Origin of the sequence: Cyanobium sp. PCC 7001 (assembly GCF_000155635.1) — a bacterium.
GTDB lineage: Bacteria > Cyanobacteriota > Cyanobacteriia > PCC-6307 > Cyanobiaceae > NIES-981.
In genome coordinates, this window is the sequence record NZ_DS990556.1 from 254,779 (window position 1) to 280,977 (window position 26,199).

Consider the following 26,199-nt stretch of genomic DNA (forward strand, 5'->3'; position numbering starts at 1 on the left):
GGGTGTCCCTCAGCTCACTTCGCCGCTTTGACGAAGGTGTCCACGAACAGCCCGTCCAGCTTTGGTGGCGTCTTGGCGAGACCCACGTTCTGCAGGAAGGCGCTGATCTCGCCGGCCGCGTAGGGCAGTGAGGACATCGTGGTGCCCGGCTCCAGCGCCTTGATGTTGTCCTCGAGGCTGAAGATCGTGGTGCCGGCGTTGTACTCCTTGTACTCCTCCTCGCTCACTCCGGCCCGCTGGCTCATGATCGCCAGCGAGGGGCCTGGATTCGCCTCGATCTCGCCCAGGGTGGCGAACCAGGCATCCACGAGTTTCTGCACCTTCTCGGGGTTCTCGGCCACGAAGTCGGTGCGGCACACCAGGTGGTCGCTGATGGCGCCCGGGAATTCCTTCGAGGAGAAGAGGGTGGCGCTGCCGGGGCGCTTGAGGGCCTGGGTGGTGAAGGGGGCGAACACACCCACCGCATCCACCTGACCGGCCACGAAAGCCGCCGCTGCGGCGCCGGTTTCCAGGGGCACGAAGGTGATGTCATCGGCGGTGAGGCCGGCCTGCCTCAGGCCCAGCAGCAGCAGGTAGTGATCCACCGTGCCCTCCTCGGCGGCCACCTTCTTGCCCTTCAGATCGGCAATGCTGGTGATGCCTTCAGCGGCGATGATCTGGTCATTGCCGGTGGAGTTGTCGTTGGTGAGCACCACCTGCAGATCGGCGCCACCGGCGATCGAGCTGATGGTGTCGTTGAGGGTCTGGCTGTTGCAGTCCAGCTGGCCGGCGTTGAGGGCGTTGATCGAATCGAGATAGCCGTCGAACCACTGCAGGGTCACCGGGATGCCGAACAGGCCCTTCTCCTCGGTGACCTTCCAGGGGATCCAGCCCGGCCAGGCGCTGTAGCCGACGCGCACGGGCGTGTCGGAGCCTCCGCCACCCTGCTGGCCGCAGGCGGAGAGGATGCCGGCGCCCAGGCCCAGCAGCAGCAGGCTGGCCAGCAGGCGCTGGCGTTGACGGGGCTTTCGGGGAGTGGTTCGGGGTGTGGTCATGGAAGGGTTCGGTGGGTGAAGAGGTGGATGGCGATCCGGCCACGCCGGGGGGGCCGGCGCAGCCGCAGGGGGCTCAGGGGGGGATGGAGCGCCGGATGGGGTGGTCCATGGTTCAGAACAGCTCCAGGTAGCGCTCGGTCTCCCAGCTGGAGATGGCGCTGTGGTAGCTGGCCCACTCCTCCCGCTTGAAGCTGATGAAGGCGTCGGCCATGGCCTCGCCGAACACCTCCCGGCCGAGGGGATCGGCCGCGAAGGCCTCGATCGCTTCGCCGAGGGTGCGCGGCAGGGTGGTGAGCCCGCGCCGGGCCCGCTCCTCGGGGCTGAGCCGGTAGGCATTCACCAGGTTGGGCTCGCCGGGGTCGAGGCCCTCGCGGATCCCCTCGAGACCGGCGGCGAGCAACAGCGCCGCGGCCAGGTAGGGGTTGCAGGCACTGTCCGTGGCGCGGCACTCCACCCGGCTGCCGGCACCGGGGATGCGCAGCATGTTGGTGCGGTTGTTGTTGCCGTAGCAGATGAACACCGGCGCCCAGGTGAAGCCGCTCATGCTTCCCTGCACCACCAGCCGCTTGTAGCTGTTCACAGTGGGGGCGATCACGGCGCAGATCGCCGGGGCATGGCGCAGGATGCCGGCGATGAACTGGCGCCCCAGCGGGCTCACCCAGCTGCCGGTGCCATCCGGCGGGGTGAACAGATTGGTGCCGCTCTCCAGATCGGCCAGCGACATGTTGAAGTGGGCGCCGCTCCCGGTGCGATCGGCGAATGGCTTGGGCATGAAGCTGGCGATCAGCCCGTGCTTGCGGGTGATCTCCCGGGCCATCAGCCGGAAGAACGTGACCCGGTCCGCCGTGATCAGGGCATCGGCGTAGCCGAAGTCAGTTTCGAACTGGCCGTTGCCGTCCTCGTGGTCGAAGGAGTACACGCCCCAGCCCAGGGCGTTCATGGCCTGCACCAGCTCATCGAGCCAGTCGAGGTTGTCCAGCAGCCCGCGCAGGTCGTAGCAGGGCTTGCCCAGGGTGTCGGCGCTGCTGGCCGGACCGAGGGAACCGTCGGCGCCGCGCCGCAGCACGAAGAACTCGGTTTCCACGCCGAGGTTGAAGCGCAGACCCATCCGGGCCGCCTGCTCCCGCACGCGGCAGAGGATGGCGCGGCTACAGGCCTCGAAGGGCTGGCCATGGAGGTGCAGGGTGCTGGCCATCCACACCGTGTCGGGCCGCCAGGGCAGCACGGTGGCGGAGCTCAGGTCCGGCACGGCGGCCACCTCGTCGTCGCTCACGTCCTGGGGCACGCCGTCGAGGGCGGCGCCGGTGAACAGCTCCGATCCCGCCAGCATCGCCGGCAGGTGGTGCAGGGGCACGGCCTTGGCCTTGCACACCCCATGCAGGTCCACGAAGCTGGCCAGGGCGTAATGCACGCCCTGCTCTTCCAGCCCGGTGCGGGCGTCCTCAGCAGTCACTCCGCTGGCGCTCACACCGCCGGCGGTCAAGCCGCTGGCGCTCATGGGCTCACCAGGGCAGGAGTGGCTGCCACGGCCTGATGCTGCAGGGCCCGTTGCTGACTCACCCAAGCGTGCCAGGCATCCAGACCCTCGCCGCTGCTGGCGGACACCCGGATCACGGCACAACGGGGATTCACCTGGCGGATGTGGGCTTCGATGCGCTCCACATCCACCGCCAGGTGGGGCAGCAGATCCGTCTTGGTGATCAGCACGCAGTCGGCTTCACGGAACATCACCGGGTACTTGAGCGGCTTGTCGTCGCCTTCGGTGACACTCAGCAGGGCCACCTTGCGGTGTTCGCCCACCTCGAATTCGGCGGGGCACACCAGGTTGCCCACGTTCTCCACCCAGAGAATGTCGAGGCTGGAGGGATCCAGCCGCTGACGCAGCAGCTTCAGGCCCCCCGCCACCATGGCCGCATCGAGATGACAGGCGCGGCCGGTGGTGATCGGCACCACGGGCACGCCCACGGCTTCCAGCCGCTGGGCATCGAGGTGGGTGGTCATGTCCCCTTCCAGCACCGCCATGGCATGGCGGCCGGCGAGCTGGGCGAGGGACCGCTCGAGCAGGGAGGTCTTGCCCGCTCCCGGGCTGCTCATCACGTTCAGACAGAGCAGGTTCCAGCCATCGAAGTGCTCGCGGTTGTGCTCGGCCTGGTGCTGGTTGGCCGCCAGCAGATTGAGACCGAGGGTGTCTTCCAGAGGCATGTGCATGGCGATCAGGCGGTGGTGAGCAGGGATGGCGAAGCGCTGGCCACAGGCGGCTGGAAGGTGTAATCCACCGAGCGGATCTTGAGTTCGCGGCCGCTCACGATCTCCTCCATCGGGTGCTGGCAGCAGGGGGACCGGTAGCCCTCCTCTGGTGAGGGGGTGTAGGTGCCGTTGCAGCGAACGCAGCGGCCCTGGAGGGGCACGGTTTCGATCGCCAGCGCGGTGCCCTCGAGCCAGCTGCCGGTCACGGCGGCGTTCCAGGTGAACACCAGCTGATCCGGTTCCACGCAGGTGAAGTCCCCCACCAGCAGATGCACCGTGGACACCCGGGGTTCGGCGGGAGCGTGCTGCTGCTTCCACTCCTGCATGGCCAGCAGCAGGCACTTGGTCATGTCGACTTCATGCATCCGCTCACCTCCAGGCCTGATCGACGTGCATGTTGCAGATGTCGCTGATCCAGCCCGGCTTCGCCTTCCTCGGCAGCTGGCCGCTCACCACCAGGTGGGCCATCGTGTCGCAGATCACCCGGGTGGCCATCAGGGAGGTCATGTCACTGATGTCGTAGGGAGGGGACACCTCCACCACCTCGAGGCCGCAGACCGGCACATTGCGCACGATCAGTTCCAGCAGCTTGAGGGCCTCCCGCGGCAGCAGGCCGCCCGGCTCGGGCCAGCCGGTGCCGGGCACGAAGCCGGCGTCGATGCAGTCGATGTCGAAGGAGATGTACACGCAGTCGGTGCCGTCGGTGGCGCGTTCGATCGCGAACTTCGCCGCCGCCTCCAGGCCCATCTCGCAGATGTCGGTGACGGTGAGCACGTTGGTGCCCCGCTCCCGGCACACCTTCACCCCCTCGCGCGGCACCTGCCAGCCGCCGATGCCGAGCTGCACCAGGTTCTGCGCTGGTGCATTGGCCATGTTCGTGGCATGGAACCACGGGCAGGTGTGCATCCGCTCGTCCAGATCGATCTCCTGGGTGTCCACATGGCGATCGAAGTGGATGATCCCCACCTTCTTGTCACCCAGATGGCGGCAGACGCCGCGCACGGTGGGGAAGCCGATCGAGTGATCGCCGCCCAGGATGATCGGGAAGGCTCCGCTGCTGAACACATGAGCCACACCCTTGGAGATCTGGTCGAAGCTCTTTTCGTTGTTGGCGGGAATGGTGAAGATGTCCCCCACATCGCAGAGCTTGATCTGTTCGCGCAGATCCACCCCCATCTCGTAGTTGTAGGGGGTGTAGAGCGCCGAGATGCGGCGGATGCCCTGGGGGCCGAAGCGGGTGCCGGGCCGGTAGGTGGTGCCGGAATCGTGGGGCACGCCGAGGACGGCCACGTCGAACTCACCGACGCGGTTCACATCCTCGATGTACGGGGCCTTCATGAAGGTGTTGATGCCCGCGTAGTGGGGCAGTTCACCGCGGGAGAAGGTGGAGATGCGCCGATCGATGATGCTTTCGGCGGCCTCCAGGCCGAAGCGATGGGCCTGGTCCACCTCCTGCTGCCAGCCGGTGAGGGGAAGCTGGCGTTCCTTCTCGAGGGCGCGGAAGCCTTCGCCGGGATGCTGCCGGTCAAAGGCGCCTTCAGCGCCTGACGGTGAAACCATGGGGGGACGGGAGAGGGGAATGGGGCGGTCTCCCGGGCTTTTGTCCCTCCGTGCACCGGCGCCGCCGGTGTAGTTCTCTCGGACCAGACGCTGCTGAGGGGCCCTGAAGATCAGGAACCAACGCAGCCGGAACCCTAGAACCTGTCCGCCAGTGGAGTCTGGGGGAAGCGCAGGGTCGGCTCAGTACCGATCACTACCAATGGGCTGATCATGGGCTGATCCCGTTGCTCCGATCCCGCGGGGCGGATCCCGGTGAGGGTTGTTCGGTCGCTGGGGGCCGTGGCTGTGTTCTGCGGCTGTGCTCTGCGGCTGTGTTCTGCAGGTGTGTTCAGTGGCTGTGGTCGTGTTGGTGGTGAGGCTGCCCATGCTGCTGTCCGCCGGCGTTGCTGCCCTGCTGGGTGGGCTGGTGGTGGTCCGGGTGGGCCAGGGAAGGCAGGCCGAGCAGCAGCAGCGATCCCGCCGCCAGAACACGGGCTCCCCGCTGGGCCAGGGGCATCAGGGAGAACCGCGTCATCGAGAAGCTGCAGAAGGAGATGGGCGGACCGTATCCAGCGGCAGGGCGCAGGCCGGTAACGGACGACACCAATCCCGCCCCAGGGACCTGCATCGCGGGAGACCCGGTGCAGGAGCCCTGGCGGGGGCTCAGGGCCGGCCCCCGGCCGCCAGCATCTGCTCCGGCTGTACCCACTGGTCGAACTCCTCGGCACTCAGTTCGCCCAGCACCAGCGCCGCTTCCCGCAGGCTGAGCTTGTGCTGGTGGGCGTGCTTGGCGATGGCGCAGGCCCGGTCGTAGCCGATGGCCGGCGTGAGGGCCGTGACCAGCATCAGGCTCTGGTCGAGCAGGGTGGCGATCCGGGCCTCGTCGGCCACCAGACCCTCGATGCAGTGGGCGCGGAAGCCCTCACAGGCCCCGGCCAGCAGCGCGATGCTCTCCAGCACGTTGTGGGCGAGCAGGGGCTTGAACACGTTGAGTTCGAAGTTGCCCTGGCTGGCGGCCATCTGCACCGCCGCGTTGTTGCCCATCACCTGCACGGCCACCATGGTGAGGCTCTCGCACTGGGTGGGATTCACCTTGCCGGGCATGATCGAGGAGCCCGGTTCGTTCTCCGGCAGCACCAGTTCGCCCAGGCCGCAGCGGGGGCCGCTGGCCAGCCAGCGGATGTCGTTGCCGATCTTCATCAGCGAGCCCGCCAGCACCGTGAGCGCCCCGTGCACCGCCGCCAGGGGTTCATGGCCGGCCAGGGCCTGGAACTTGTTGGGGGCGCTGGTGAACGGCAGGCCCAGGCGCTCCGACAGCCGCGTGGCCACGGCCTCGCCGAACCCCTGGGGTGCATTCAGGCCCGTGCCCACGGCGGTGCCGCCGATCGCCAGCTGGTGCAGCTGGGGCAGGGCGGCCCTCAGGGTGTCCAGCCCCAGCTGGAGCTGAGCCCCGTAGCCGCTAAATTCCTGCCCCAGGCTGAGGGGCACCGCGTCCTGCAGGTGGGTGCGGCCGATCTTCACCACACGGCTGTAGGCCGTGGCCTTGACCTCCAGGGCCGCCTTGAGCGCTTCCACGGATGGAACCAGCTGGTGGTGCAGCTCCAGGGCCACCGCGACATGCAGGGCGGCTGGAAAGGTGTCGTTGCTCGACTGGCTGAGGTTGACGTGGTCGTTGGGGTGCACCGGCTGCTTCGAGCCCAGCACCCCTCCCGCCGCCTCGATGGCGCGGTTGGCGATCACCTCGTTCACGTTCATGTTGGTCTGGGTGCCGGAGCCCGTCTGCCACACCTTCAGGGGGAATTCCGCGTCCAGCTCCCCTCTGGCCACCTCCTCGGCCGCCGCCACGACCAGCTCCGCCAGCTGGGGATCGAGCCTGCCCTTGTCCCGGTTCACCTCGGCGCAGGCCGCCTTGAGCTGGCCGAAGGCCCGCACCACGGGCAGCGGCATCGGCTGACCGAACGGGAAGAACCGCAGCGAGCGCTGGGTCTGGGCGCCCCAGTAGCGGTTGGCGGGCACCGCGATCGGGCCCATGCTGTCGGTCTCGATCCGGGTCGGGGGGCTGGCGGCGGTCATCGGCTGCCGATCACCTCGGTGTTCAGCTCGTTGAAGCTCATGCTGCCGCTGCTCTGGAAGGAGTCCGGCAGGGGGATGCCGGTGGCCTGACTCACGGCGGGGTTGATGCGATCCACCGACACGGGGCCCTCGGCATCGAGCAGCACCCGGCCTTCGCCATCGAGCACCACCACCTGGGGGATGTGGCCGTGCCAGTAGTGGGCCGGGTCGCCGGCGCCGGTCTCGGGCCGGTTCTGGAGGGGATCGGTCACCAGGGGAATCAGCTCGATGCTGTTGCCCCAGAGCCGTTGCAGCTCCGATACCACCGGCGAGAACTGCTTGCTGGCGGCATCATCGTCGAGATAGAAGACCAGCACCGCCGGCCGGTGCTCCTGCAGGGTCTGGGCCAGGCTGCTGCGCGGCGGCACCAGGGAACCGTTGCCGGCGTAGAGGGCGTAGATGTTGCCGTCGTAGGTGTTGTTGGTGAGGGAAGCGAGGGCAGGGTTGACCCCGCAGAGGATCACGGCCAGGGTCAGCAGCGGCGCCAGCACCGCCCCCATCACGGCCGCCAGCCCGTTCTCCAGCAGGCCCTGACTCCACGGCCTCGTGTCGTGCTCCGGCTTCCGCAACGCCCTGGTCCCCATGGAATGGGGCCATTGTGGAGGGTTGGCCCTCCCCCTAGGGGCGGCCGGTGCGCCGGCCCATGCCCTGCACGATGCCCCGTCCCACCAGACCGATCGCCCGGCCCACCACCTCGGTGAGCAGCACCACCACCAGGTTGCCGAGACTCTGCACCAGCTGCCGCAGCTGGGGCGCCACCGCATCGCGGGTTTCCAGGGCCAGGGTCACCAGCTGCTGGAGCGGGCCCAGGCGCTGCAGCTCACCGTCCCTGGGCTCCAGCAGGTTCACGGCGCCGATGCGTCCGCTGTCCACGCACAGCAGCTGGCGCCGGCTTTCGTAGATGGCGATCGGCCGCTCGAACAGGTCGCCCCAGCGCTGCTGCGCGTTGAGCTGGTTCCGCAGCCGCTCGAGATTGCGGGTGGCCAGCAGGTCGGAGCGCAGCAGGTAGCGCCGCAGCTCGGGCCAGCTGCCGCAGCAGGCCAGCACATCGGCCGCGAGCAGTTCGGCGGTGCGCACCAGCCAGTTGGCCACCAGGCGCTCCAGGTGCAGTACGGCCCGCAGTTCATCGGCGGGCACCAGCTGGCCATCCACCAGCAGCGGCTGGGCCAGCACCAGCGTCGCCAGCATCGGCTGCAGATCGGGCAGTTCCGGGTCGATCACCGTGAGGTCGCTGGAGGCGATCAGGGTGCGAGACACCGGCTCCAGCATCCCCTGGCGCGGCAGCTGCACGTAAGGGCTGGCCATGGCCCGCAGCGCCTGTTCACGCAGCTGGGGCTGGCAGGCCAGCCACCGTTCCAGCAGCGCATCGGCTCCTTCCGCGTCGGCGGCCAGCTGGCCCCGCAGGCTCTCCAGCTGGTCCAGCAGCGCCAGCAGCAGGTCGCGGCAGCGCTCCGGATGGAGGCCCTCGATGGCGAGCAGCTGCCCGCTCCGGTTCTCGAGCCCGGTGGCGATGGCCGCCTCCAGCCGCTGACGCACGGCCTGCCAGATGCCGGCCGCATTGCGCTGCTGGAGGGTGAGGATGCCGCCACGGCTCTCGGCCCCGGGTCCGGGGGTCACCGAAGCTGAAGCCGAAGCGGGAGCCCCGGACTCCGGCAGCTCCCAGGCCAGGCTCAGGGGGCCCCACAGCAGCAGCAGCAGCTGCCTGGCGCAGGCCAGCTCCCGCAGGCGGCCCTCCAGGGCCCAGCGCTGCAGGGGCTGGCTGGGCGGGGGATCCAGCAGCCGCTGGCAGAGGGCACGGGTGGCCTCGATCTGCTCCAGCCCGCTCACCAGCAGATGCTGGCCCAGCCCAAGCGGCTGGGGGGCCTCCCCCTCCGGCCGCAGCGCTGCGCCGGTCTGGAGCTGCAGCACCCGCCCGCCGGCCCGCAGGGTGCGGATGGCCTCCAGCAGCTCCTCCGGGCTTGGCGCTTCCAGCAGGCCATGGGCGGAGAGCTCCAGCAGGGTGGAGGCCGCCACGCCGTGGCCCGGCGGCAGCAGCACCAGCAGGGGCGCCGGGCGCCAGCGCTCCCGCAGCAGCAGGGTTTCGCGCCGCAGACTTTCGCCCGTGGTGCCGGCGGCGGGCCGCCATAGCACCAGGGTCGGAGCCCCCTTCAGCAGGGAGGGGTCGTCGACCGTCTCCAGATCGTCGAAGTGCTCGGCCAGCAGCCGCAGCAGCCCCGATGCCACCAGGGGTTCAGCGAACAGCAGGAGCTGCGGACTCACGCACCAGGGCCGAGTTGATGGCCCAAGGTAACGAGCTCAGGGCTGTTTCTCCAGCGGCCGCCGGCAGCGCCTGCCGGTGAGGTTGAGGGTGTACGACTCGATGCGGAAGCCCGTGCGCTCCTCGATCTGGCGCAGCAGGTCGGGCGGGAGTTCCACATCGAGATCCTCGATCGCTCCGGATTCGAGGCAGGTGATGTGGCTGTGGGGATCGCTGCGGTAGCCGTAGAGCCTGCCGTTGGCCCGGTCGAGGCATTCGATCACCCCGGCGGACTGGAGCGCCTCCAGGTTCTGGTACACGGAGGTGTGGCCGATGTTGCGGCCCAGGTCGTTCAGCTTCTCGAAGATGTCGCGAGCGCTGAGGTGGCTTTTCTCGGCCCAGAGCAGATCGAGCACCATGCGCCGCTGACGGCTCAGGCGCATGCCGAGATCACGGCAGCGTCGGTAGACCGCTTCCACACTGGTGGGGAGGGTCGCGGGGGCCGACGTGGTCAATCCGGATCATCACAGCAGGACTTTTTCTGTTATAGAGCAGGCCACAAGCGTTCCGTGTACGGGTTGCCAGGACCGGTCGCCGAGGCCGGCTCCTGGGGCGGGCAGCTTGGGCCCGGCTCTTCAGGCGATGGCGGCGCTCCCCGGCGGGTCGCCGCAGTCCTGCAGCCGCCCCTCACCCACGGCTTCGATGGCTTCGGCCAGGTCCACGGAGCCGTCGTAGAGGGCCCGTCCCACGATCACCCCTTCCACCCCGAGGGGCGCGAGGCTCAGCAGCGAGAGCAGGTGTTCGAGGCAGCCCACGCCCCCGGAGGCGATCACCGGCACCGCGCTGGCCGTGGCCATCGCCCGCAGTGCTTCGAGGTTGGGGCCGGCGAGGGTGCCGTCGGTGGCGATGTCGGTGCTGATGATGGCGGCCACGCCGCTGCGGCTGAAACGGCCGGCCAGGGCTGTGGCTTCGGTGCTGCTGGCGCTCACCCAGCCCCGGGTGGCCACCATGCCGTCGCGGGCGTCGATGCCCACCACGATGCGGCCGGGGTGGCGGGCGGCCAGGGTGTCCACCAGCTCCGGTTGCTCCACCGCCACGGTGCCGAGGATCACCCGATCGAGCCCGCAGGCCAGCAGCTCCTCGGCCCGCTCCTCACTGCGCACGCCGCCGCCCAGCTGCACCGGAATGGAGAGCGCCGCCGTGATCGCCTTCACCACGGCATCGTTCACCGGCAGTCCGGTGCGGGCGCCATCGAGGTCCACCAGGTGCAAGCGGGTGGCCCCCTGGGCCTGCCAGGCCAGGGCCTGGGCCACGGGATCCTCGGAGAAGCGGGTCACCTGGCCGTAGTCGCCCTGATGCAGTCGCACGCACTGCCCCTCCAGCAGGTCGATGGCGGGGATGATCTGCATGGAGCGGCGCAGTGGCTGCCAGCCAGGCTGCCAGAGCCTCCTGTCCCGCAGCTCGGGCAGGGGCACCAGCAGCCGCAGGCTCGGATCCAGCACGGCGGCCAGTTCGGCGGCCCGGTCGCGCCGCCCCCCGCGCTCCCCCACGAGCGTGAAGTGGCGATGCCCCCGGGTGCGTTCCAGCACGCCGGCCTGGGCCGTGTAGGCCGGACTCAGACGCATGGGGCCGGACTGACTGGCGTCATCCTGAAGCGTCATCGTGGGCCGGTGGCGCGGAGCCGGCATGGCGTTTCTGCTGGAGCTGGTGCCTGCGCTGCTGGTCGGCCTGGGGCTGGCGCGCCGCTGGCCCCATCTCTCCACCCGCCTGGCGCCCTTGCTGGTGCACTGGGGCGTGCCGTTCAGCGTGATGGGGCTGCTGCTGCGCACCGGCGTGGACGCCCGCTTCCTGGACGTGCTGCTGATCACCCTGGTGGCGGTGGCCTCGACCCTGCTGCTGGTGCGCGGGCTGCCGGCGCTGCGGCGACGGCTGCCCGGGCCCGTGGAGCAGTGGGGGGCCGTGGTGGGGAACACGGCCTACTTCGGCATCCCCGCCGCCCTGGCCCTGCTGCCGCCGGAGGCGGTGGCCTACAGCGTGAGTTACGACCTCGCCGCCACCCTCTTCACCTGGAGCCTGGGGCCCCTGCTGTTCACGGGCCAGCGGGCCGCGCCCCGGGCCCTGCTGCTGGGCCTGGCGGGCAGTCCGGCTCTGCGCGGCGTGGGGGCGGCCCTGCTGGTTCAACTGACGCCCTGGCGGGAGACGCTGGCCGGGGCGCTGTGGTGGCCGGCCCGGCTGGTGCTGCTGTTGTCGTTGCTGGTGGTGGGCATGCGCATGGGCGGGGCCCTGGGGGAACCTCTGCCCCGGCGGCTGTGGTGGCCGCTGGGGATCAAGCTGCTGATCTTCCCCGCCGGCATGCTGCTGCTCACGAGCCTGCTGGCCCTGCCGGCCCTGGTGCGGGCCGCCCTGGTGCTCCAGGCGGCCACGCCCACCGCCGTGTCGGTGCTGCTGCTGGCGGAGGTGCGGCCCTTGCAGGCGGCCGTTCCCGAGGCCGGGGTGGGGCATGCCGATGGCGAGCAGGCGGCGTCCCTGGTGCTGTGGAGCACCCTGCTGGGGCTGGCCACGGTGCCCGTCTGGGCCAGGCTGCTGATGGCCTGAGGGCCGTACAGGCCGGATTCCGGCCGTGGCTGGTGGGGCAGTCGGTCCGCTGGCGAAGGGTGGCTGGCGAGGTGCCGTTTCCTGGGGTTTCCTTGGGCAGGTGGTGCATGAACCCCACGTCGCCCTGTCTGCCTTGACTTGCGTGCCTTGAGCCTCTCCACGTCGTCCGGAGCAACACCGCGGGATCGGCGCCCTTTCGCTCAGGCCGGGGTTGTCGCCCTGGCCTCGGTGCCGGCCTCGCTGCGGCGGCTCCATGCCCTGCGTTGTCTGCACCGGCTGGTGCCCGAGGGCCTGCTCGAACCCCATGTGCAGCCCATCGTGGATCTCCACACCGGGGAGATCGCGGCCCTGGAGGTGCTGCTGCGGGTTCGCGGCGGGGCTGGCCTGCCGGACCTTCCCCCCGAGCACTGGATCGCCCTGGCGGAGGAGGAGGGCTGCATCGAGTCCATCGGTCTGGCGATGTTTCGGGCCGGCTGCGAGCTGCTGGCGCAACCCGCCCTGCGCCGCTGCCCCATCGGGGTGAATGTGAATCTCTCGGTGCTGCAGCTGCGCTCCCCCCAGCTGCTGGATCAGCTGCGTGGTCTGGCCGAGGCCTCCGCTGTCGACTGCGCGGCCATCTGCCTGGAACTCACCGAGAGCCACCAGCTGGGCGACGATCCGGAGCTGCTTCAGCGGCTGGACCGCCTGGCTGCCTGTGGTTTCAATCTGGCCCTCGATGACTTCGGCACCGGCTACGCCTCCCTGGCGGTGCTCCGCAGCTTTCCCTTCTCCCATGTGAAGGTGGATCGCTCCTTCGTGGCGGATCTGCCCCACTCCTCCCGCTCCAGAGCCCTCTGCCAGGTGATGCTGCAGATGGGTGAAGCCTGCGGCCTCACCGTGACTGCCGAGGGGGTGGAGACGGCCGAGCAGCTCGCCCTGCTCCAGGCGATGGGCTTCTCGCGGCTCCAGGGCTATCTCTTCGGCCGTCCCAGCCCGGCGGCTGACGTCGAGCTGCTCCTGACCGCGCCGCTGGCCCTCTGAGTTCCGCCGGAGCCGCCCGGTGGCATCCGGGCGACGGGTCAACCGGGAGAATGGCCGCGCCCCTGCGCCGCCGAGCCATGCAGATCCTCGTGATGGGTGGAACCCGCTTCGTGGGCAAGCCCCTGGTGGAGCAGCTGCTGGCGGCGGGGCATGGGCTGACGCTGTTCACCCGCGGCCGCAACCCCGTGCCCGCCGGTGTGGAGCACCTGGTGGGCGATCGCTCCGCCCCAGAGGATCTGGCGCCGCTCGCCGGTCGCCGCTTCGCCGTGATCGTGGACAGCTCCGGGCGCACCCTGGCGGACTCGCGGGCCGTGCTGGAGCGCACCGGCGCGCCGGAGCACCGGTTCGTCTACGTGAGCTCCGCCGGGGTGTACGCCGATTCGGAGCTGTGGCCCCTCGACGAGGACAGCCCCACCGATCCGGCCAGCCGCCATGCGGGCAAGGCCGAAACCGAAACCTGGCTGCGCCAGCAGGGCATCCCCTTCACCAGTTTCCGGCCTACCTACATCGTGGGGCCCGGCAACTACAACCCGGTGGAACGCTGGTTCTTCGACCGGATCCTGCATGGCCGCCCCGTGCCGCTTCCCGGCGACGGCAGCACCATCACCCAGCTGGGGCATGTGAGGGACCTGGCCACCGCCATGGCCCGCTGCATCGAGGTGGAGGCCTCCGCGAACCGCATCTACAACTGTACTGGAACCAAGGGCGTCACCTTCCGTGGCCTGGTGGAGGCGGCTGCCCGGGCCTGTGGCCAGGATCCGGCGGCGGTGGAGGTGCGCAGCTTCGACCCGGGCGGCCTCGACAAGAAGGCCCGCAAGGCCTTCCCGCTGCGGCTGGCCCACTTCCTCACCGACACCACGCGGGTGCGGCGGGAGCTGGCGTGGGAGCCGGCCTTCGATCTCGATGCCATCCTGCGGGACAGCTACGTGCATGACTACGCCCTGCGCGCCCCGGTGACGCCGGACTTCTCCACCGATGACGCTCTGCTGGCCGCAGGAGCCTGACGGCGCCCTGGCAACGCTCAGGTGGAGCGCAGGTAGCCCCAGGCGGAACTGAGGGCCAGCAGCAGGGAGGGCCAGAACAGCCACCAGCCCACGCTCGCTAGCAGCCCTGCTCCCCCCCAGGGCCAGAGCAGCAGCAGCAGGCTGACGAACTGCAGCACCGTCTTGAGCTTTCCTGCCGGAGAGGCCGGTCCACCGCTGCCCTGGCCGGCCCGCCAGCCGGAGATCAGCAGCTCCCGGGCCAGCAGCAGCCACACCGCCAGCAGCGGCAGGATCCCCCGGGCCCCCAGCCAGAGCAGCGGCGCGCTGATCAGGATCTTGTCGGTGAGGGGATCCAGCCGGGCGCCCCAGCTCGTGCCCCCGCCGGCGCGCCGGGCCAGCACCCCATCGGCCCAGTCGCTGAGGCCACCGACCAGGAGCAGCACCCAGGCCAGCCCCCGCTGATCGGTGACCAGGGCCAGCAGCAGGGGCAGCCCCAGAAGGGCCCGCAGCACGGTGAGCCCGTCGGCCAGGCGTCGCATCGTGTGGCCCCCCATCGACCTTCCACCCACGGGCTCAGAATGCCTGCAAGCCGTTCCCGATGCCGTGGTTGCCCAGTCCGTCTCTGCCGTGATGACCAGCCCGGTGCTGAGCGTGGGCGTGGACACCCCCCTGCAGGAGGCGGTGAAGCTGATGAGCGAGCACCACATCGGCGGCATGCCAGTGCTGGACCAAGCGGGCTCCCTGGTGGGTGAACTCACCGAGCAGGACCTGATGGTGCGCGAGAGCGGCTTCGACGCCGGCCCCTACGTGATGCTGCTCGATGCGGTGATCTACCTGCGCAACCCCCTGCAGTGGGACAGGCAGGTGCACCAGGTGCTGGGCAGCACCGTGGGTGAGGTGATGCGCAAGGGGTCCCACACCTGCAGCGCTGACCTGCCCCTGCCGGCGGCGGCCCGCCAGCTGCACGAGAGCGCCACCCAGCGCCTGTTCGTGGTGGATGGCGACGGGCGTCCTGTCGGGGTGCTGACCCGGGGGGATGTGGTGCGGGCCCTGGCCAGCGAGAGCTGAGCGCACCTGGGCTGAGTGGCCTCGCTGGGATTTCAGTCCCCCCAGGCCTGCACGGTTCCTTCCACCACCAGCCACTGCCGTTCTCCACTCCCAAGCGGATGGCCGCCGGTGAGGGCTCCGAACGCCGGCAGGGCCAGCCGTTGCTGCTGCGGGCTGTAGCTGAAGCAGGGCAGCCGCAGCCGGTCATGTCCCCGCCCCACCAGGGCCACCGGATGGAGATGGCCGCAGAGGTTGAGCAGGCCCTGCCGGGGCTCCGGTTCATGGCTCAGCCACCAGGGCCCGAGGGCGTGGGACGGTTCCTGGGGCAGGGCCGCGATCCAGCTGCCCCGCTCGTGGTTGCCACCGATCAGGCGCAGGGGACAGCCCAGCAGCCCCGGCAGGGCCGCCAGCTTGCTCCGCAGCTCCTGGGTGAGACCCAGGCGGCTGTGGATCAGGTCGCCCAGCACCACCACCTGTCGGGGCTGCAGGCGATGGGCCAGGTCCAGAAGGGCATTGAGGGTGGCGGCATCGCCGTCGCTGGGCAGGGGAATCCCATGGCTCTGGAACGTTTCGGCCTTGCCCAGGTGCAGGTCGGCCACCAGCAGGGCGCCGTGCACGGGATCCCAGATGGCACGATCAGCCAGCAGGGTGAGGGGATGGTCGCGCCACAGGAAGGTGGCGGATGCGGCACCGGTGGCCAAGGGCTGGCGAGGACATGGGGAGGAAGCCCCGATCCTGAGCCCTGGAGGCCCTCCGCCGCGGAACCGCGGAGCTGTGTGCCCGTGCGGCCGATCCAGGGCCAGATCGGAGGAGGAAACGGAACGGCGGGGCTGACGCGGCAGGGACGTCTTCCTGCCGAGGGGGCATCCAGTCCGTCAGTCGGCTCTGCCGTCATCGCGGATCTGCCGTCACCGGTCCTGTCCCGGGACCGCTCCGGTGGCTGTCTCCCAGACTGACTGGCCATGGCTGGCCCCAACGCAGTGTCGTCTGAACCCAACGACCGTCTCCTGCGTCTGGCGCCCCACCTGGTGGGGCGCTCCCGCAGAGGTGTCGTCGGCAGCAGCCGCTATGCCCGCCGCCTACGGGACAGGATCCGCACGGCGGCGGCTGATCCGGAGCAGAGCCCCCTGTTGATCAGCGGCGAGCCCGGCCTCGAGAAGGACAACATCGCCGCCCTGATCCATTTCGGCTCCCGCCAGCGGCGTGAGCTGATGCTGAGGCTGGACGGTGCCACCCTCAAGGCCGACGGCTCGACCCTGTTCGGCAGCAGCGGATCCGATGGTGTCGACTCGCTGCTGGATTGCCTCGGTTCGGGGTCTCTGTTGATCGACAAGGTGGATCAGGCGCCCGAGGTGTTGCTGCCGGCGCTGCTGGAGCTGGCCGCCACCGGCCAATGGCGCGCCCCTGGACCCGACAGCAGCGAGCGCCGCTTCCCGGGCCGGGTGTTCTTCACGGCCGAGCGGGCCCTGCCCCGGTTCGACCGTGTCTGCACCCTGATCCGGGTGCCGCCGCTGCGGGTGCGGCGCCAGGACCTGGGGGAATGGCTGCGGTACGTGGTGCGCCTGCGGGCCCGCAAACTGGGCTGGTCGCCGGCTCCGACGGTGAGCGAGGCGGCCGTGAAGCGCCTGCAGAACTACGACTTCCCCAACAACCTGCGGGAACTCGATGAACTGGTGAACCGTGCCCTGCAGCAGTGCCGCCGCGAGGGCACCGAGCAGGCCATGCAGGGGCATGGCGCTTCCCAGGTGCTGCCCGACGACGTGTTCTGGACCCCATCGCGACCGGCCCGGTTGCGGTTCGATCTCTGGCGCTGGAAACCGGGGCTCCGGTACCGGATGCGCGCGCCGGAGCTGTGGAACACCCTGCTGTTCGGCCTGGTGAGCTGGCTGTTCGTGCTGGTGAACCTGTGGCTCTGGCAGGGCCCCCAGGACCGGGCCCACAACGGGGGCCTCAACCTGTTCTGGGCCTGGTGGTGGCCCCTGATCCTGCTGGGCTATCCCCTGGTGGGCCGCCTGTGGTGTTCGTTCTGTCCCTTCATGGTGTGGGGGGAGATCGTCCAGCGCCTGGCCCGCACCCTGGGCTGGCGGCCGCGGCCCTGGCCCCGCGGCGACACCGACCGCTGGGGGGCGCCCGCCCTGGCCGCTGGATTCGCGGCGATCCTGCTCTGGGAGGAACTGGCCGATCTGGAGAACACGGCCTGGCTCAGCAGCTGTCTGCTGTTGCTGATTACCGCGGGCGCCGTGGTTGGGTCACTGGCCTTCGAGAAGCGGTTCTGGTGCCGCTACCTCTGTCCGGTGGGCGGCATGAACGGCCTGTTCGCCAAGCTCTCGATCCTCGAACTGCGGGCCCAGGGGGGCACCTGCAGCGGCAGCTGCAGCAGCTACGCCTGCTTCAAGGGAGGCCCTGCCGAGGGGGAAGGCCTGGCCACGGCGGGCTGCCCGCTCGGCACCCACCCCGCCCATCTGGAGGACAACCGCAACTGCGTGCTCTGCCTCACCTGCGCCCAGGCCTGTCCCCACCGCTCGGTGCAGCTGCGGCTGCGGCCCCCCGCCGCCGATCTCCAGCGCGACATGGCCCCGCCCTGGGGCGAGACCGGCCTGATCCTCGTGCTGGCCGGCGGCGTGTGCCTGCACAACTGGCAGCGGCTGCTGGGCTGGTGGAGCCTGGCGCCGGCGTCGCTGCAGGCCGGCCCCCTGCTGCCCCGGCTGGCCTTCGGCGGCCTGGCCCTGGCCGTGCCATCCCTGCTCTTCCTCGGCCTGCGGCCCTGGCTGCCGCGGCACCAGGCGCGGCTGCTGCTCTACGCCCTGCTGCCCCTGCTCTGGGGGGTGCTGCTGGCCCGTCATCTCCCCGTGGGCATGGAGGAAGCGGGCCTGCTGCTGCCCGTGAGCCTGGGCGGCGTGGACGGGACCTTCGCCCTGCCGCTGCCCAGCTGGAGCGCCGACGGCCATGTGGTGGCGTTCTGCCAGAGCGCGGCGGTGGGCCTGGGCGCTCTGGGATCGCTGGTGCTGCTGCTGCGCGTTCTGCTCGATCGCGGGCCGCGCCTGCTGCTCGGAACCGGCCTGGTGCTGGCGCTGGCCGGCCTGGGCCGTTGGCTGGTGGCGGCGTAGGCCCGGTGTCAGGCGTTGGCCCGCTTTGGCTCGGCCCTGCCCGGTCGCTGCCAGCGGCCGCTGGCAATGCGGGGCGAGTGGCGCACCTGATGGGGCCTGCCGAGGTACACCCAGGCCCGACCGCCGCAGCGGAGGGGCAGCCAGTGACGTTCGAACAGCCGGGGGGCGCCCTCCAGGCGGTCCAGAGCTTCCAGCGTGGCGGCCCGCACCGTGAACAGCTCGCCGTGGACGAGCGATGGGTCTGTGGGGAGGGGCGCCAGCACCGCCATGGGGAAGGGGCCCAGGTCGTAGAGGCAGGCCCCGGGCAGCGCCGTATCGGCCAGGTAGCGCTCCTCCCGCAGCCAGCTGTGGTTGGCCATGCCCCGCTTGAGGGTGCCGTAGACGAACACCGGCTGCCCGTTCACGCCACCCTGCCTCGATAATGGCTCCAGTGTGCTTGCGCTGTGATGACCCTGGCCCTGTTGCTGGCGCTGGCCGGATCGCTCGGGCTGATGGCCTACATCGTGCGGAGGCTGGAGAAGGCCTGAGCGGCGCCGAGGACCCGCTCAGCTGGAGCTGCGTGGGCTGGGCTCCGCCAGGTGCACCTGCTCACCGGGGGTGCGTTTGGCCACGTACATGGCGTTGTCGGCGGCCACCAGCAGGGCATCGATGGTGTGACCGTGATCGGGGAAACGGGCGATGCCCACACTCGCCGAGAGCGCGATCCCCGAGCCCAGATCCCCGAGGGAGCTGCCGCACACCTCCGCCAGCTTGGTGGCGAGGGTGACCAGTTCATTCAGGCTGCCGGCATCGGGCACCAGCACCACGAACTCATCGCCCCCCTGGCGGCAGAGCAGGTCGCTCTGGCGCAACACCTCCTGCAGCCGCTGCCCCACCAGCTGCAGCACCCGGTCGCCCACGGCATGGCCGTAGCGGTCGTTCACCTCCTTGAACCCATCGAGATCGAGGTAGAGCAGGCCGATGGCGCGTCCGTAGCGTTTGGCCAGCGCCAGATCCCGCTCCAGCTGCTGCATCAACTGGGCCCGGTTGGCCAGGCCGGTTAGGGGGTCATGCAGCGCCTGGTGCCGCACCATCTCCTCGGCGGCGTGGCGTTCGGTGATGTCCTGCAGGAAACCCACCAGGTAGCGGGGCCTGAGGGCCTCGTCGCGCACGGTGGAGATCGCCAGGTGATGGCGGCGGATCTCGCCGCTGCGCACCCGGTTCCAGAGGTCACCCTGCCAGTGCCCGCGCTGCAGCACCGCCTGCCAGAGCTCGTGGTAGAACTCCGGCCCGTGGCGGCCTGATTTGAGCAGGTCGGCCCTCTGCGCCTGGATCTCCGAGAGGCGATAGCCCGTGAGCTGGGTGAAGGCGTTGTTGGCCATCAGGATCCGGCCCTCCGGGTCGGTCACCACGATGCCCTGGTCACTGGCGTCGAACACCGTGCTGGCCAGGGCCCGCTCCTTGGCCGCCTCCTCGCTCACGGCCAGGGCTTCGCGGGTGGTGCGCTGGTTGATGGCCAGCAGGTGGGCGGCCATGGCGGCCACCAGGCTGGCGCTTGCGCCACAGATCAGCACGGCCCAGAAGGTGGGGCTGAGGCCATAGCGGTTTCCCTGCCCTGACCCGAGGCTCACCTGCACCCCCCAGCGCCTGCCGGCCAGCTCCAGGGTCTCCTCGGCGTCGGTGGGTCGCTCCCAGATGTCACGCCCCTGTTTCGCTGTGGTGTAGAGCAGCGAGGCCGGCTCGCCACTGGTGCGGTCGATGACGCGGACCGTGGCCCCGGCCAGCGCGGCCTGGTTCACCGTGGCCAGCACCCCATCGAACAGGTCCTTGAGCGCCATCGGGGCGTAGGCCCACCCCTGCAAGGCGTCGCCGTTCTTCTGGATCGGCATGAACAGCACCACGCCGGGGGGGTCGTCGGCCAGAGGGCGCTGCTCCAGCCCCAGCTTCACCTTCCCCGAGAGGGTGGCGGATCCGGTCCGGTCCGCCGTCTGCATGGCCCGTTGCAGCATCGGCCTGGTGGCCATGTCGAAGCCCAGGGCCTGCCGATTGACCACGTTCTCGGGCTCCAGAAATTCGATCGCGCTGTAGGTGGGCCTCGGCCCGGGGGGCTTCACCCGGAAGTCCGCAAAACCCTCGGTGCGCATCCGGGCCTCAAACGGGGCCACCTGGGCGGGGGTGAGGAGGCGGGCGAAACCGAGCCCCTGCAGGCCACCGTTCGCATCCCGGCCGCTCGAGGGGATGGCGAGCGTGGCATAGAAGCGACCAAATTCCGCCCGGGTGACCGTGCTGGAGGCCTGGAACAGGGCCACCACGGAGGCGAGGGCGGCGGCGTTCACCTCCAGCCTGGCGTGGATCGCATCACTCACCTGGGTGAGCAAGCTGCTTTCCTGCCTGGCGTACTGCGCCACGCCGAAGCGGCGGGTGAGCTCGCTGATGGCGGCCGTGGCCACGAGCCCACTCAGCAGCACGGCCGCGGCCAGGCGCTCGATGTGCCAGGACCTGACAGCATCCAGCCAGGCTCTGGGGGCCGGATCCGGCATGGTGGGGATCGGAATGGGCAGCGGTCCACCCTGTAGCAGTCAATAGCTAGCAGCCTTCCTGCCGTTCGGCTTGCTCCCGCAGCCGTTGCAGCCGTGCCAGCAGGGATTCATTGCTCATCCGGTTGTTCAGCCGCTCCGCCAGCAACGGGAAGGCCAGCGGTCCGGGCCGGGGGGTGCGTTGCAGCAGCAGCCGGCAGCCCATCAGCCGTTGCAGGGCCTCGGCGATGCGGGGCAGCTCCAGCTGCTCCCCCAGCACCTCGGCGCGGGCCTGGGCCAGCAGCAGATTGCCGGGCTCGTGCCGCTGGAACACATCGAACAGCAGGGCGGCGCTGATCTGGAGCTGACCGCCCGTGCGGGCCTGTCCGGGGTAGCCGTTGACCACCAGGCCGCTGATCTGGGCGATGGCCCGGAAGCGCCGCCGGCTCAGCTCCGACACGTTGATGGCCTGCTCCAGGTGGGCCTCCAGCTCGCTGGTGTCGAGCAGGGCATCGGCATGCTCCTCGAACAGCGCCTCGAAGCGGTAGCCCCGCGGTGCCAGCAGCTCGAAGCCGTAATCGTTCACCGACACGGTGATGGTGGTGGGGGCGTGGCGGGCCAGCCGCCAGGCCCAGAGAAAGCCGATCCCCTCGTGCACGAACCGGCCCTCGAAGGGGTAGGCATAGAGGTGGCTGCCTTCCCGGCTGCTGCACAGCTCCACCAGGAATTCCGTGCTGCGGGGCAGGGCCGAGAGCTCGGCCTGGCGGCGGAGCAGGGGCTCGAGGGCCTGGAGTTCCGGTGTGTCCAGGGCGGTGGTGTCCTCCGCGGCCAGGGCCCGGGCGGCCCGGTCCACCTCCTGGCGCAGGTGGTGGCTGAGCAGGTCGGAGAGGGCCATCTGGCCGCCGGCCCAGGCGGGCACGGCCTGGCTCTTGCGGGTGGTGGCCTTCACCTGGGCCGTCATCTCCCGCAGCCGCACGAATTCCAGCTGCCGCCCGGCGAAGAAGAACACATCGCCCGGCTTGAGCCGGCTGATGAAGGTCTCCTCCACATGGCCCAGCACTGCCCCGCGCACCACCCGCACCGTGACGGCACGATCGGCGGTGATCGTGCCGATGTTGACCCGGTGCAGCCGGGCGATGGCCGGTTCGCTCACCACCAGCCGCTCCGCCTGGCCCTGCTCCACCCGCCTGAGCTTGCGGTAGCGGGGATAGGCGCCCAGGCAGTCGCCCCCCTGTTCAAGAAACCGTAGGCACCAGCGCCAGCTGGCCTCAGGGAGGTGGCGGTAGCTCCAGGCGCTGCGCACCGTGGCCAGCTCCTCCTCGGGATGGAAGCCGGGGCCGCAGGCCAGGCTGGTGAGGTGCTGGAGCAGCACGTCGATCGGGGCCTGCGGCGGGCGACGCTCCTCCACCAGGCCCTCGGCCAGGCCGCGCCGCATGGCGCTCACCTCCAGCAGCTCGAGGGCGTTGGTGGGCATGAACAGCACCTGGGAGGTGCCGCCGGGGAGATGGGCGCTGCGGCCGGCCCGCTGCAGCAGCCGCGCCAGGTTCTTGGCGCTGCCGATCTGCACCACCCGCTCCACCGGCTGGAAGTCCACGCCCAGGTCCAGGGAGCTGGTGCACACCACCCAGCGCAGGCCGCCGGCCTTCACGCCGGCCTCGATCGCCTCCCGCTCGGCCCGGTCGATGGCGCTGTGGTGCAGCGCCAGGGCCCCCTCCATCTCCGGGCAGGCGTAGCGCAGGCACTGGTGCCAGCGCTCAGCCTGGTTGCGGGTGTTGGTGAACAGCAGCGTGGACACGCTGGGCTCGAGGGCCGCCACCAGCTCCTCGTACATGCGCAGCCCCAGATGCCCGGCCCAGGGGAAGCCGTCGATCCGCTCCGGCACCAGGCTGCGGATGGCGGTATCGCGCCGCAGCCTGGCCGTGATCAGCACGGGGTCGGGGCCATCGCCCACGGCCGCCCGTGCCGCCGTTTCGAGGTTGCCGATCGTGGCGCTGATGGCCCAGGTGCGCAGCCCGGGGCACTGCCGCCGCAGCCAGCTCAGGGCCAGCTCGCACTGGGAGCCCCGCTTGCCGCCCATCAGTTCGTGCCATTCATCCAGCACCACCGCCTCCAGGCCGCCGAACAGCTCCTCGGCCCTGGGGTTGGCCAGCAGCAGGCAGAGGGATTCCGGGGTGGTGATCAGGATCTCGGGCGGGCGCCGCAGCTGCCGGGTGCGTTCACTGCCGGGGGTGTCGCCATTGCGGACCCCCAGCCGCAGCGGCCAGCCCATGGCGTTGATCGGTGCCTGGATCGCCGCCGCCAGGTCGCGGCTCAGGGCCCGCAGGGGGGTGAGGTAGAGCAGGCGAAGGCCGGGCCGGGGATCCGCCAGCATCCGGGCGATCGGCCCCATCACCGCCGCGTAGGTCTTGCCGGAGCCGGTGGGCACCTGGATCAGGCCCGACTGCCCCTGCAGGTAGGCCTTCCAGCACTGGCGCTGGAACGGCATCGGCCGCCAGCCCTGCCGGCGGAACCACTCCTCGACGGGCGCCAGCTGCGCCTGGATGGATGGCCTCACCCCGGGCGGCGCCTCAGGTGGCGATCACGGTGACCACCACCGCCGCCACGGCCAGAATCACGGCAGCCAGCACCAGGCCGGCGGCCACGTTGCCCTGGCGGATCTCGGCGCGGTAGTCGATCGGGGCGAGCCGGTCGAACAGCACGATGCCGGCGTAGATGAGCACAACGCCCACCACGGTCCACCCCACGGTGAAAAGCAGCTGGAGGAGGGGACGGGTCATCGGTGGGGACAGGTGCGGTGAAGCGCGGCACCACCCCTAGGGTACGCAGGTCCGCCCGACCGGCCCTGCCGCGCGATGCCGCCGCCCGTCACCCCCAGTGCCGTGGTGCGCTGGCCTCAGCTGGCGGTGCTGCTGCCCCTGCTGCCGCTGCTGGTGCTGCTGGCCTCGCTGCTCACCCCCCGCCAGCGGCAGCTGCTGATCCTCGATGACGCCGTGCCGGTGCTGAGCCAGCCGTTCCGGCTGGAGGCCGGCTGGCTGGGCAGCCCGCGGCTGGATCTGCGGGCCGAGCTTCCCCCCAACAGCGCCATGGCGCTGGCGGTGGATCTTCTCGATGGGGCCGGCCGGCCGGTGCTGCAGCTGAGCAAGGAGGGCTGGCGGGAACTCGGCACCTGGCGGGAGGACGGCGAGAGCGGCACCTACGACGAGCAGGACGCCGACTTGGTGCTGACGCTGCGGCCTCCCGCCAGCGGTGCCTACCGATTGCAGCTGGTGCGGGAGGAGCTGGAGGGCGCCACGGGTGTGGAGGTGCCCGGACCGTTGCGGGTATGGCTCCATGTGCGCAACCACAGCGTGGACCGGGGCCTGCTGCTGATCACGGCCTTCTGCAGTGCCCTGGTGGCCAGGATGCTGTGGGCGGCGGTGTATGGCGACTGCCGTCTGCGCCGGCGGGTGCGCGGTGACGACGCCACCCTGGCGCTTCGTGAGGTGCTCGGCGGTGCGGGCCTGCTGCGGGTGGTGGTGCGCGCCCGCTACGAGGAGCCCTTTCACCCGCCGCTCCCCCGCCGGCCTCCGCCGGCCGAGGTACCCCTGGAGCTCCGCGTCACCGATGCCCGGGGCCGGGTGCTGCTCCAGGAGACACGCACCGCGTGTCTCCGGCACTGGAGCGGGGAGGACGACAGCTGGTGGACCGTGACCAGCCGCTGGCATCTGCACCTGGCCGAACCCGGGAGCGTGCGGGTCTGGACCGCCCTGCCGGCGGAGCTGGCCGGGGGTGGGCTGGAGCTCGAATGGATCGATCTGCTGCTGGAGGACGGAGTGGTCACCCCCTGGCTGGTGCCGGCCACGGCGCTGGCCGCTCCCGGGCTGCAGGCCGGCGTGGAAGGGACGGCCGCTGCGGGGAGCTAGATCTCGGTGGTGGAACGCTCCCTGATCCTCGGCCTGCTGCTGGCCTCGGTGCTGATCGGCACCGGGCTCGCCATCACCCGGCCCCTGCTGTACCGGCTGGGGCAGGAGGGGGCTCCCCGGGCCAGTTCCTCCAGCGGCGTGAACTACCGGGGCCGCTACCGCGGTGGGCTCTGGACGGCCACGCCCCGCCGCCGTGACTGGGGAGGATTCCAGGGCCGCGGGCCCGGCGGCGCCAAGTGAACCCCGGGGCTGGGACACCCCCGCAGGACAGGCCCCAGGCGCAGGCACGGGCGCAGGCCCGGGTGCTCACCCCCGTTCAGGTGAGGCTGCTGCTGGTGAGCGCCGCCCTCTCCTCGGCCGTGGGGCTGGTGCTGCAGCTGCTGCTGGTGACCCAGGCCAGCTACCTGGCCGGCGATGCGGCCCTGGCCACCGGGGTGGTGGTGGGCACCTTCCTGGCGGCGATGGGGCTGGGGGCGTGGCTCAGCCAGTTCGTGGCGGCGGGGGCCGGAGCGCAGGCCTCCCTGCTGCGGGCCTTCGTGCTGGTGGAGCTGTGTCTGAGCCCGCTCTGCCTGTTCGGCCCGCTGGCCCTGTTCAGCCTGTTCGCCGCCGATGGACCGCTGTGGCTGGCCCTGGTGCTGCTCACCCTGGCGGTGGGGGGGCTCGGCGGCATGGAGCTCCCGCTGCTCACCCGCCTGCTGGAGGGCCAGGAGCAGCTGCGCCGGGCCCTGGCCCAGGTGCTGGCTCTCGACTACCTCGGCGCCCTGCTCGGCTCCCTCGCCTTCCCGCTGCTGCTGCTGCCCTGGCTCGGCCTGTTGCCCACCGCAGCTCTGCTGGCCCTGGTGCCCCTGCTCTGCAGCGGCGCCCTCTGCTGGGGATTCCCCGGCCTGCGCCGTTGGCGCTGGCCCGTGGCCGCGGCCCTGCCGCTGGCCGGCGTGGCGGCCCTGCTGGTGGCACCGCTGGGCGACCGGGTGGAGGACGGGCTCTACGACGATCCGGTGATCGGCCGGCTGCAGACCCGCCACCAGCGCATCGTGCTCACCCGCCGCCGGGACGATCTGCGGCTCTATCTCGATGGCAACCTGCAGTTCTCCAGCCTCGATGAATACCGCTATCACGAGGCGCTGGTGCATCCCGCCATGGCGCTGCACGGCCGGCCACGGCGCGTGCTGCTGCTGGGGGCGGGGGATGGCCTGGCGCTGCGGGAGATCCTGCGCTGGCCGGACCTGGAGCGGGTGGACCTGGTGGAACTGGATCCGGCGATGCTGCGCCTGGCCCGTCGCCACCCGCTGCTGCGACGGCTCAACGGCTCCAGCCTCGACGATCCCCGGGTGCATGTGCACCTGGGCGATGCCCTGGCCCTGGTGCCCGGCCTGGCGGGCCGCTACGACGTGATCATCGCCGACTTCCCCGATCCGGCCACCCCGGCACTGGCCAGGCTCTACAGCCTCGGCTTCTACGGCCGCCTGCTGGGGCGGCTGGCACCCGGCGGGCTGGTGGTGACCCAGGCCTCCACGCCCTTCTTCACCCCGCGGGTGCTGGCCTCGATCCAGGCTACCTTCGAGGCCCTGGGCCTCGACACCCGCCCCTACAGCGTGACGGTGCCGAGCTTCGGCCCCTGGGGCTTCGTGCTCGCCCACCGGCCCACGCTGACCCTCGCCGCCGGCGACCTGCCGTTCCAGGCCCGCTGGCTCGACCGGGCCCAGCTACGGCACCTGTTCGACCTTCCCCGGGATCTCAGGCCCGGCCCCGGGGAGCGGGTGGAGCCCAACCGGCTGGTGCGGCCCGTGCTGGTGGACTACCAGCGCCAGAGCCGCTGGCGCTCCAACTGAGCGCCGCCCCTGGGGTGCTGCCGTCTCCGGGGCGCCGATAGTGTGCGGTGACG

General features: G+C 70.8%; 25 protein-coding genes, 1 pseudogene and 1 riboswitch. Of the genes and pseudogenes, 8 read left to right on the forward strand and 18 right to left on the reverse strand.

Features of this window, described 5'->3' with window-relative positions; translation table 11 throughout:
- Positions 1-14 precede the first annotated feature (14 nt).
- From CPCC7001_RS01280 to CPCC7001_RS15670, 12 genes and pseudogenes are all read right to left on the reverse strand, one after another.
- Complete coding sequence (locus CPCC7001_RS01280; protein WP_006911723.1) at positions 15-1,034, reverse strand: ABC transporter substrate-binding protein; 1,020 nt, start codon at positions 1,032-1,034, stop codon at positions 15-17.
- Positions 1,035-1,146: 112 nt separating this feature from the next.
- The gene (gene glnT / locus CPCC7001_RS01285; RefSeq protein ID WP_006911610.1) at positions 1,147-2,532 is read right to left on the reverse strand and encodes a type III glutamate--ammonia ligase; all 1,386 of its coding nucleotides are present in this window, start codon (positions 2,530-2,532) and stop codon (positions 1,147-1,149) included.
- Entirely contained in the window at positions 2,529-3,242 is a 714-nt protein-coding gene (gene hypB / locus CPCC7001_RS01290; protein WP_050757022.1) for a hydrogenase nickel incorporation protein HypB, read from the reverse strand. Before hypB ends, glnT begins: the two co-directional genes overlap by 4 nt.
- 5 nt (positions 3,243-3,247) lie before the next feature.
- Entirely contained in the window at positions 3,248-3,646 is a 399-nt protein-coding gene (locus tag CPCC7001_RS01295; RefSeq protein ID WP_006909462.1) for a hydrogenase maturation nickel metallochaperone HypA, read from the reverse strand.
- A 4-nt stretch (positions 3,647-3,650) separates the two neighbouring features.
- Positions 3,651-4,841: an agmatinase gene (gene speB, locus CPCC7001_RS01300; RefSeq protein ID WP_006911756.1), complete on the reverse strand. Its 1,191-nt coding sequence runs from the start codon at positions 4,839-4,841 to the stop codon at positions 3,651-3,653.
- 27 nt (positions 4,842-4,868) lie between these two features.
- A riboswitch (guanidine-I (ykkC/yxkD leader) is annotated at positions 4,869-4,990 on the reverse strand.
- Positions 4,991-5,169: 179 nt separating this feature from the next.
- Positions 5,170-5,355, reverse strand: coding sequence for a hypothetical protein (locus tag CPCC7001_RS14910; RefSeq protein WP_043368451.1), 186 nt, complete (start codon positions 5,353-5,355; stop codon positions 5,170-5,172).
- 128 nt (positions 5,356-5,483) lie between these two features.
- Positions 5,484-6,893, reverse strand: coding sequence for a class II fumarate hydratase (gene fumC, locus CPCC7001_RS01310; RefSeq protein ID WP_006909173.1), 1,410 nt, complete (start codon positions 6,891-6,893; stop codon positions 5,484-5,486).
- Positions 6,890-7,432: a thylakoid membrane photosystem I accumulation factor gene (locus CPCC7001_RS01315; protein WP_043369286.1), complete on the reverse strand. Its 543-nt coding sequence runs from the start codon at positions 7,430-7,432 to the stop codon at positions 6,890-6,892. Before CPCC7001_RS01315 ends, fumC begins: the two co-directional genes overlap by 4 nt.
- 118 nt (positions 7,433-7,550) lie before the next feature.
- Entirely contained in the window at positions 7,551-9,191 is a 1,641-nt protein-coding gene (locus tag CPCC7001_RS01320) for a DUF3685 domain-containing protein (protein WP_006910923.1), read from the reverse strand.
- Positions 9,192-9,227: 36 nt separating this feature from the next.
- Positions 9,228-9,611: a Fur family transcriptional regulator gene (locus CPCC7001_RS01325; RefSeq protein ID WP_156796812.1), complete on the reverse strand. Its 384-nt coding sequence runs from the start codon at positions 9,609-9,611 to the stop codon at positions 9,228-9,230.
- 192 nt (positions 9,612-9,803) lie between these two features.
- On the reverse strand, positions 9,804-10,577 hold the full coding sequence (hisA, locus tag CPCC7001_RS01330) for a 1-(5-phosphoribosyl)-5-[(5-phosphoribosylamino)methylideneamino]imidazole-4-carboxamide isomerase (protein WP_043369288.1): 774 nt from the start codon (positions 10,575-10,577) through the stop codon (positions 9,804-9,806).
- A gap of 27 nt (positions 10,578-10,604) precedes the next feature.
- Positions 10,605-10,856 (reverse strand): annotated as a pseudogene (locus tag CPCC7001_RS15670) (TIGR02450 family Trp-rich protein); the annotation flags it as partial.
- Here CPCC7001_RS15670 and CPCC7001_RS01335 point away from each other — a divergent pair.
- From CPCC7001_RS01335 to CPCC7001_RS01345, 3 genes are all read left to right on the forward strand, one after another.
- A complete protein-coding gene (locus CPCC7001_RS01335) occupies positions 10,855-11,763 on the forward strand; it encodes an AEC family transporter (protein WP_006911626.1) in 909 nt (302 codons plus the stop codon). The pseudogene CPCC7001_RS15670 and the gene CPCC7001_RS01335 overlap by 2 nt on opposite strands.
- Positions 11,764-11,910: 147 nt before the next feature.
- A complete protein-coding gene (locus tag CPCC7001_RS01340) occupies positions 11,911-12,783 on the forward strand; it encodes an EAL domain-containing protein (protein WP_198006436.1) in 873 nt (290 codons plus the stop codon).
- A 77-nt stretch (positions 12,784-12,860) separates the two neighbouring features.
- Positions 12,861-13,787: an NAD-dependent epimerase/dehydratase family protein gene (locus CPCC7001_RS01345; protein ID WP_006910886.1), complete on the forward strand. Its 927-nt coding sequence runs from the start codon at positions 12,861-12,863 to the stop codon at positions 13,785-13,787.
- A 17-nt stretch (positions 13,788-13,804) separates the two neighbouring features.
- On the opposite strand, the gene CPCC7001_RS01350 is transcribed toward CPCC7001_RS01345, so the two are convergent.
- A complete protein-coding gene (locus CPCC7001_RS01350; RefSeq protein WP_006910435.1) occupies positions 13,805-14,305 on the reverse strand; it encodes a CDP-alcohol phosphatidyltransferase family protein in 501 nt (166 codons plus the stop codon).
- 91 nt (positions 14,306-14,396) lie between these two features.
- Here CPCC7001_RS01350 and CPCC7001_RS01355 point away from each other — a divergent pair, with 91 nt between their 5' ends.
- Entirely contained in the window at positions 14,397-14,834 is a 438-nt protein-coding gene (locus CPCC7001_RS01355) for a CBS domain-containing protein (protein ID WP_006910400.1), read from the forward strand.
- A 32-nt stretch (positions 14,835-14,866) separates the two neighbouring features.
- Here the strand turns inward: CPCC7001_RS01355 and pdeM are convergent, their stop codons facing one another.
- Positions 14,867-15,514, reverse strand: coding sequence for a ligase-associated DNA damage response endonuclease PdeM (gene pdeM / locus CPCC7001_RS01360; RefSeq protein ID WP_006909423.1), 648 nt, complete (start codon positions 15,512-15,514; stop codon positions 14,867-14,869).
- A gap of 261 nt (positions 15,515-15,775) precedes the next feature.
- Here pdeM and CPCC7001_RS01365 point away from each other — a divergent pair, with 261 nt between their 5' ends.
- Positions 15,776-17,920: a 4Fe-4S binding protein gene (locus CPCC7001_RS01365; protein ID WP_043368453.1), complete on the forward strand. Its 2,145-nt coding sequence runs from the start codon at positions 15,776-15,778 to the stop codon at positions 17,918-17,920.
- 8 nt (positions 17,921-17,928) lie between these two features.
- On the opposite strand, the gene CPCC7001_RS01370 is transcribed toward CPCC7001_RS01365, so the two are convergent.
- The 4 genes from CPCC7001_RS01370 to CPCC7001_RS01385 all read right to left on the reverse strand — a co-directional run bounded on the left by CPCC7001_RS01370 (position 17,929) and on the right by CPCC7001_RS01385 (position 23,192).
- Positions 17,929-18,324: a gamma-glutamylcyclotransferase gene (locus CPCC7001_RS01370; RefSeq protein WP_006909827.1), complete on the reverse strand. Its 396-nt coding sequence runs from the start codon at positions 18,322-18,324 to the stop codon at positions 17,929-17,931.
- A gap of 141 nt (positions 18,325-18,465) precedes the next feature.
- Positions 18,466-20,439: a diguanylate cyclase gene (locus tag CPCC7001_RS01375; RefSeq protein WP_006910221.1), complete on the reverse strand. Its 1,974-nt coding sequence runs from the start codon at positions 20,437-20,439 to the stop codon at positions 18,466-18,468.
- Positions 20,440-20,485: 46 nt separating this feature from the next.
- A complete protein-coding gene (locus CPCC7001_RS01380; protein ID WP_006911820.1) occupies positions 20,486-22,969 on the reverse strand; it encodes a ligase-associated DNA damage response DEXH box helicase in 2,484 nt (827 codons plus the stop codon).
- Between the two features lie 13 nt (positions 22,970-22,982).
- Positions 22,983-23,192, reverse strand: coding sequence for a DUF350 domain-containing protein (locus tag CPCC7001_RS01385; RefSeq protein WP_006909114.1), 210 nt, complete (start codon positions 23,190-23,192; stop codon positions 22,983-22,985).
- A 75-nt stretch (positions 23,193-23,267) separates the two neighbouring features.
- Here CPCC7001_RS01385 and CPCC7001_RS01390 point away from each other — a divergent pair, with 75 nt between their 5' ends.
- The 3 genes from CPCC7001_RS01390 to CPCC7001_RS01400 are packed head-to-tail and all read left to right on the forward strand — an operon-like array spanning position 23,268 to position 26,146.
- Positions 23,268-24,317 (forward strand): hypothetical protein, encoded by a 1,050-nt coding sequence (locus CPCC7001_RS01390; RefSeq protein WP_006910861.1) that lies wholly within the window; start codon positions 23,268-23,270, stop codon positions 24,315-24,317.
- Positions 24,318-24,326: 9 nt separating this feature from the next.
- Complete coding sequence (locus tag CPCC7001_RS01395) at positions 24,327-24,557, forward strand: hypothetical protein (protein ID WP_225867135.1); 231 nt, start codon at positions 24,327-24,329, stop codon at positions 24,555-24,557.
- On the forward strand, positions 24,554-26,146 hold the full coding sequence (locus CPCC7001_RS01400; protein ID WP_050757023.1) for a polyamine aminopropyltransferase: 1,593 nt from the start codon (positions 24,554-24,556) through the stop codon (positions 26,144-26,146). The genes CPCC7001_RS01395 and CPCC7001_RS01400 overlap by 4 nt, the downstream gene beginning before the upstream one ends.
- Positions 26,147-26,199: the final 53 nt, after the last annotated feature.

Bases quoted from the DNA above. Each gene is read 5' to 3' on its own strand.
- CPCC7001_RS01280 (WP_006911723.1), bottom strand. From the start codon at position 1,034: ATGACCACACCCCGAACCACTCCCCGAAAGCCCCGTCAACGCCAGCGC.
- glnT (WP_006911610.1), bottom strand. From the start codon at position 2,532: ATGAGCGCCAGCGGCTTGACCGCCGGCGGTGTGAGCGCCAGCGGAGTG.
- hypB (WP_050757022.1), bottom strand. From the start codon at position 3,242: ATGCACATGCCTCTGGAAGACACCCTCGGTCTCAATCTGCTGGCGGCC.
- CPCC7001_RS01295 (WP_006909462.1), bottom strand. From the start codon at position 3,646: ATGCATGAAGTCGACATGACCAAGTGCCTGCTGCTGGCCATGCAGGAG.
- speB (WP_006911756.1), bottom strand. From the start codon at position 4,841: ATGGTTTCACCGTCAGGCGCTGAAGGCGCCTTTGACCGGCAGCATCCC.
- CPCC7001_RS14910 (WP_043368451.1), bottom strand. From the start codon at position 5,355: ATGACGCGGTTCTCCCTGATGCCCCTGGCCCAGCGGGGAGCCCGTGTT.
- fumC (WP_006909173.1), bottom strand. From the start codon at position 6,893: ATGACCGCCGCCAGCCCCCCGACCCGGATCGAGACCGACAGCATGGGC.
- CPCC7001_RS01315 (WP_043369286.1), bottom strand. From the start codon at position 7,432: ATGGGGGCGGTGCTGGCGCCGCTGCTGACCCTGGCCGTGATCCTCTGC.
- CPCC7001_RS01325 (WP_156796812.1), bottom strand. From the start codon at position 9,611: ATGCGCCTGAGCCGTCAGCGGCGCATGGTGCTCGATCTGCTCTGGGCC.
- hisA (WP_043369288.1), bottom strand. From the start codon at position 10,577: ATGCAGATCATCCCCGCCATCGACCTGCTGGAGGGGCAGTGCGTGCGA.
- CPCC7001_RS01335 (WP_006911626.1), top strand. From the start codon at position 10,855: ATGGCGTTTCTGCTGGAGCTGGTGCCTGCGCTGCTGGTCGGCCTGGGG.
- CPCC7001_RS01345 (WP_006910886.1), top strand. From the start codon at position 12,861: ATGCAGATCCTCGTGATGGGTGGAACCCGCTTCGTGGGCAAGCCCCTG.
- CPCC7001_RS01350 (WP_006910435.1), bottom strand. From the start codon at position 14,305: ATGCGACGCCTGGCCGACGGGCTCACCGTGCTGCGGGCCCTTCTGGGG.
- CPCC7001_RS01355 (WP_006910400.1), top strand. From the start codon at position 14,397: ATGACCAGCCCGGTGCTGAGCGTGGGCGTGGACACCCCCCTGCAGGAG.
- CPCC7001_RS01365 (WP_043368453.1), top strand. From the start codon at position 15,776: ATGGCTGGCCCCAACGCAGTGTCGTCTGAACCCAACGACCGTCTCCTG.
- CPCC7001_RS01375 (WP_006910221.1), bottom strand. From the start codon at position 20,439: ATGCCGGATCCGGCCCCCAGAGCCTGGCTGGATGCTGTCAGGTCCTGG.
- CPCC7001_RS01385 (WP_006909114.1), bottom strand. From the start codon at position 23,192: ATGACCCGTCCCCTCCTCCAGCTGCTTTTCACCGTGGGGTGGACCGTG.
- CPCC7001_RS01390 (WP_006910861.1), top strand. From the start codon at position 23,268: ATGCCGCCGCCCGTCACCCCCAGTGCCGTGGTGCGCTGGCCTCAGCTG.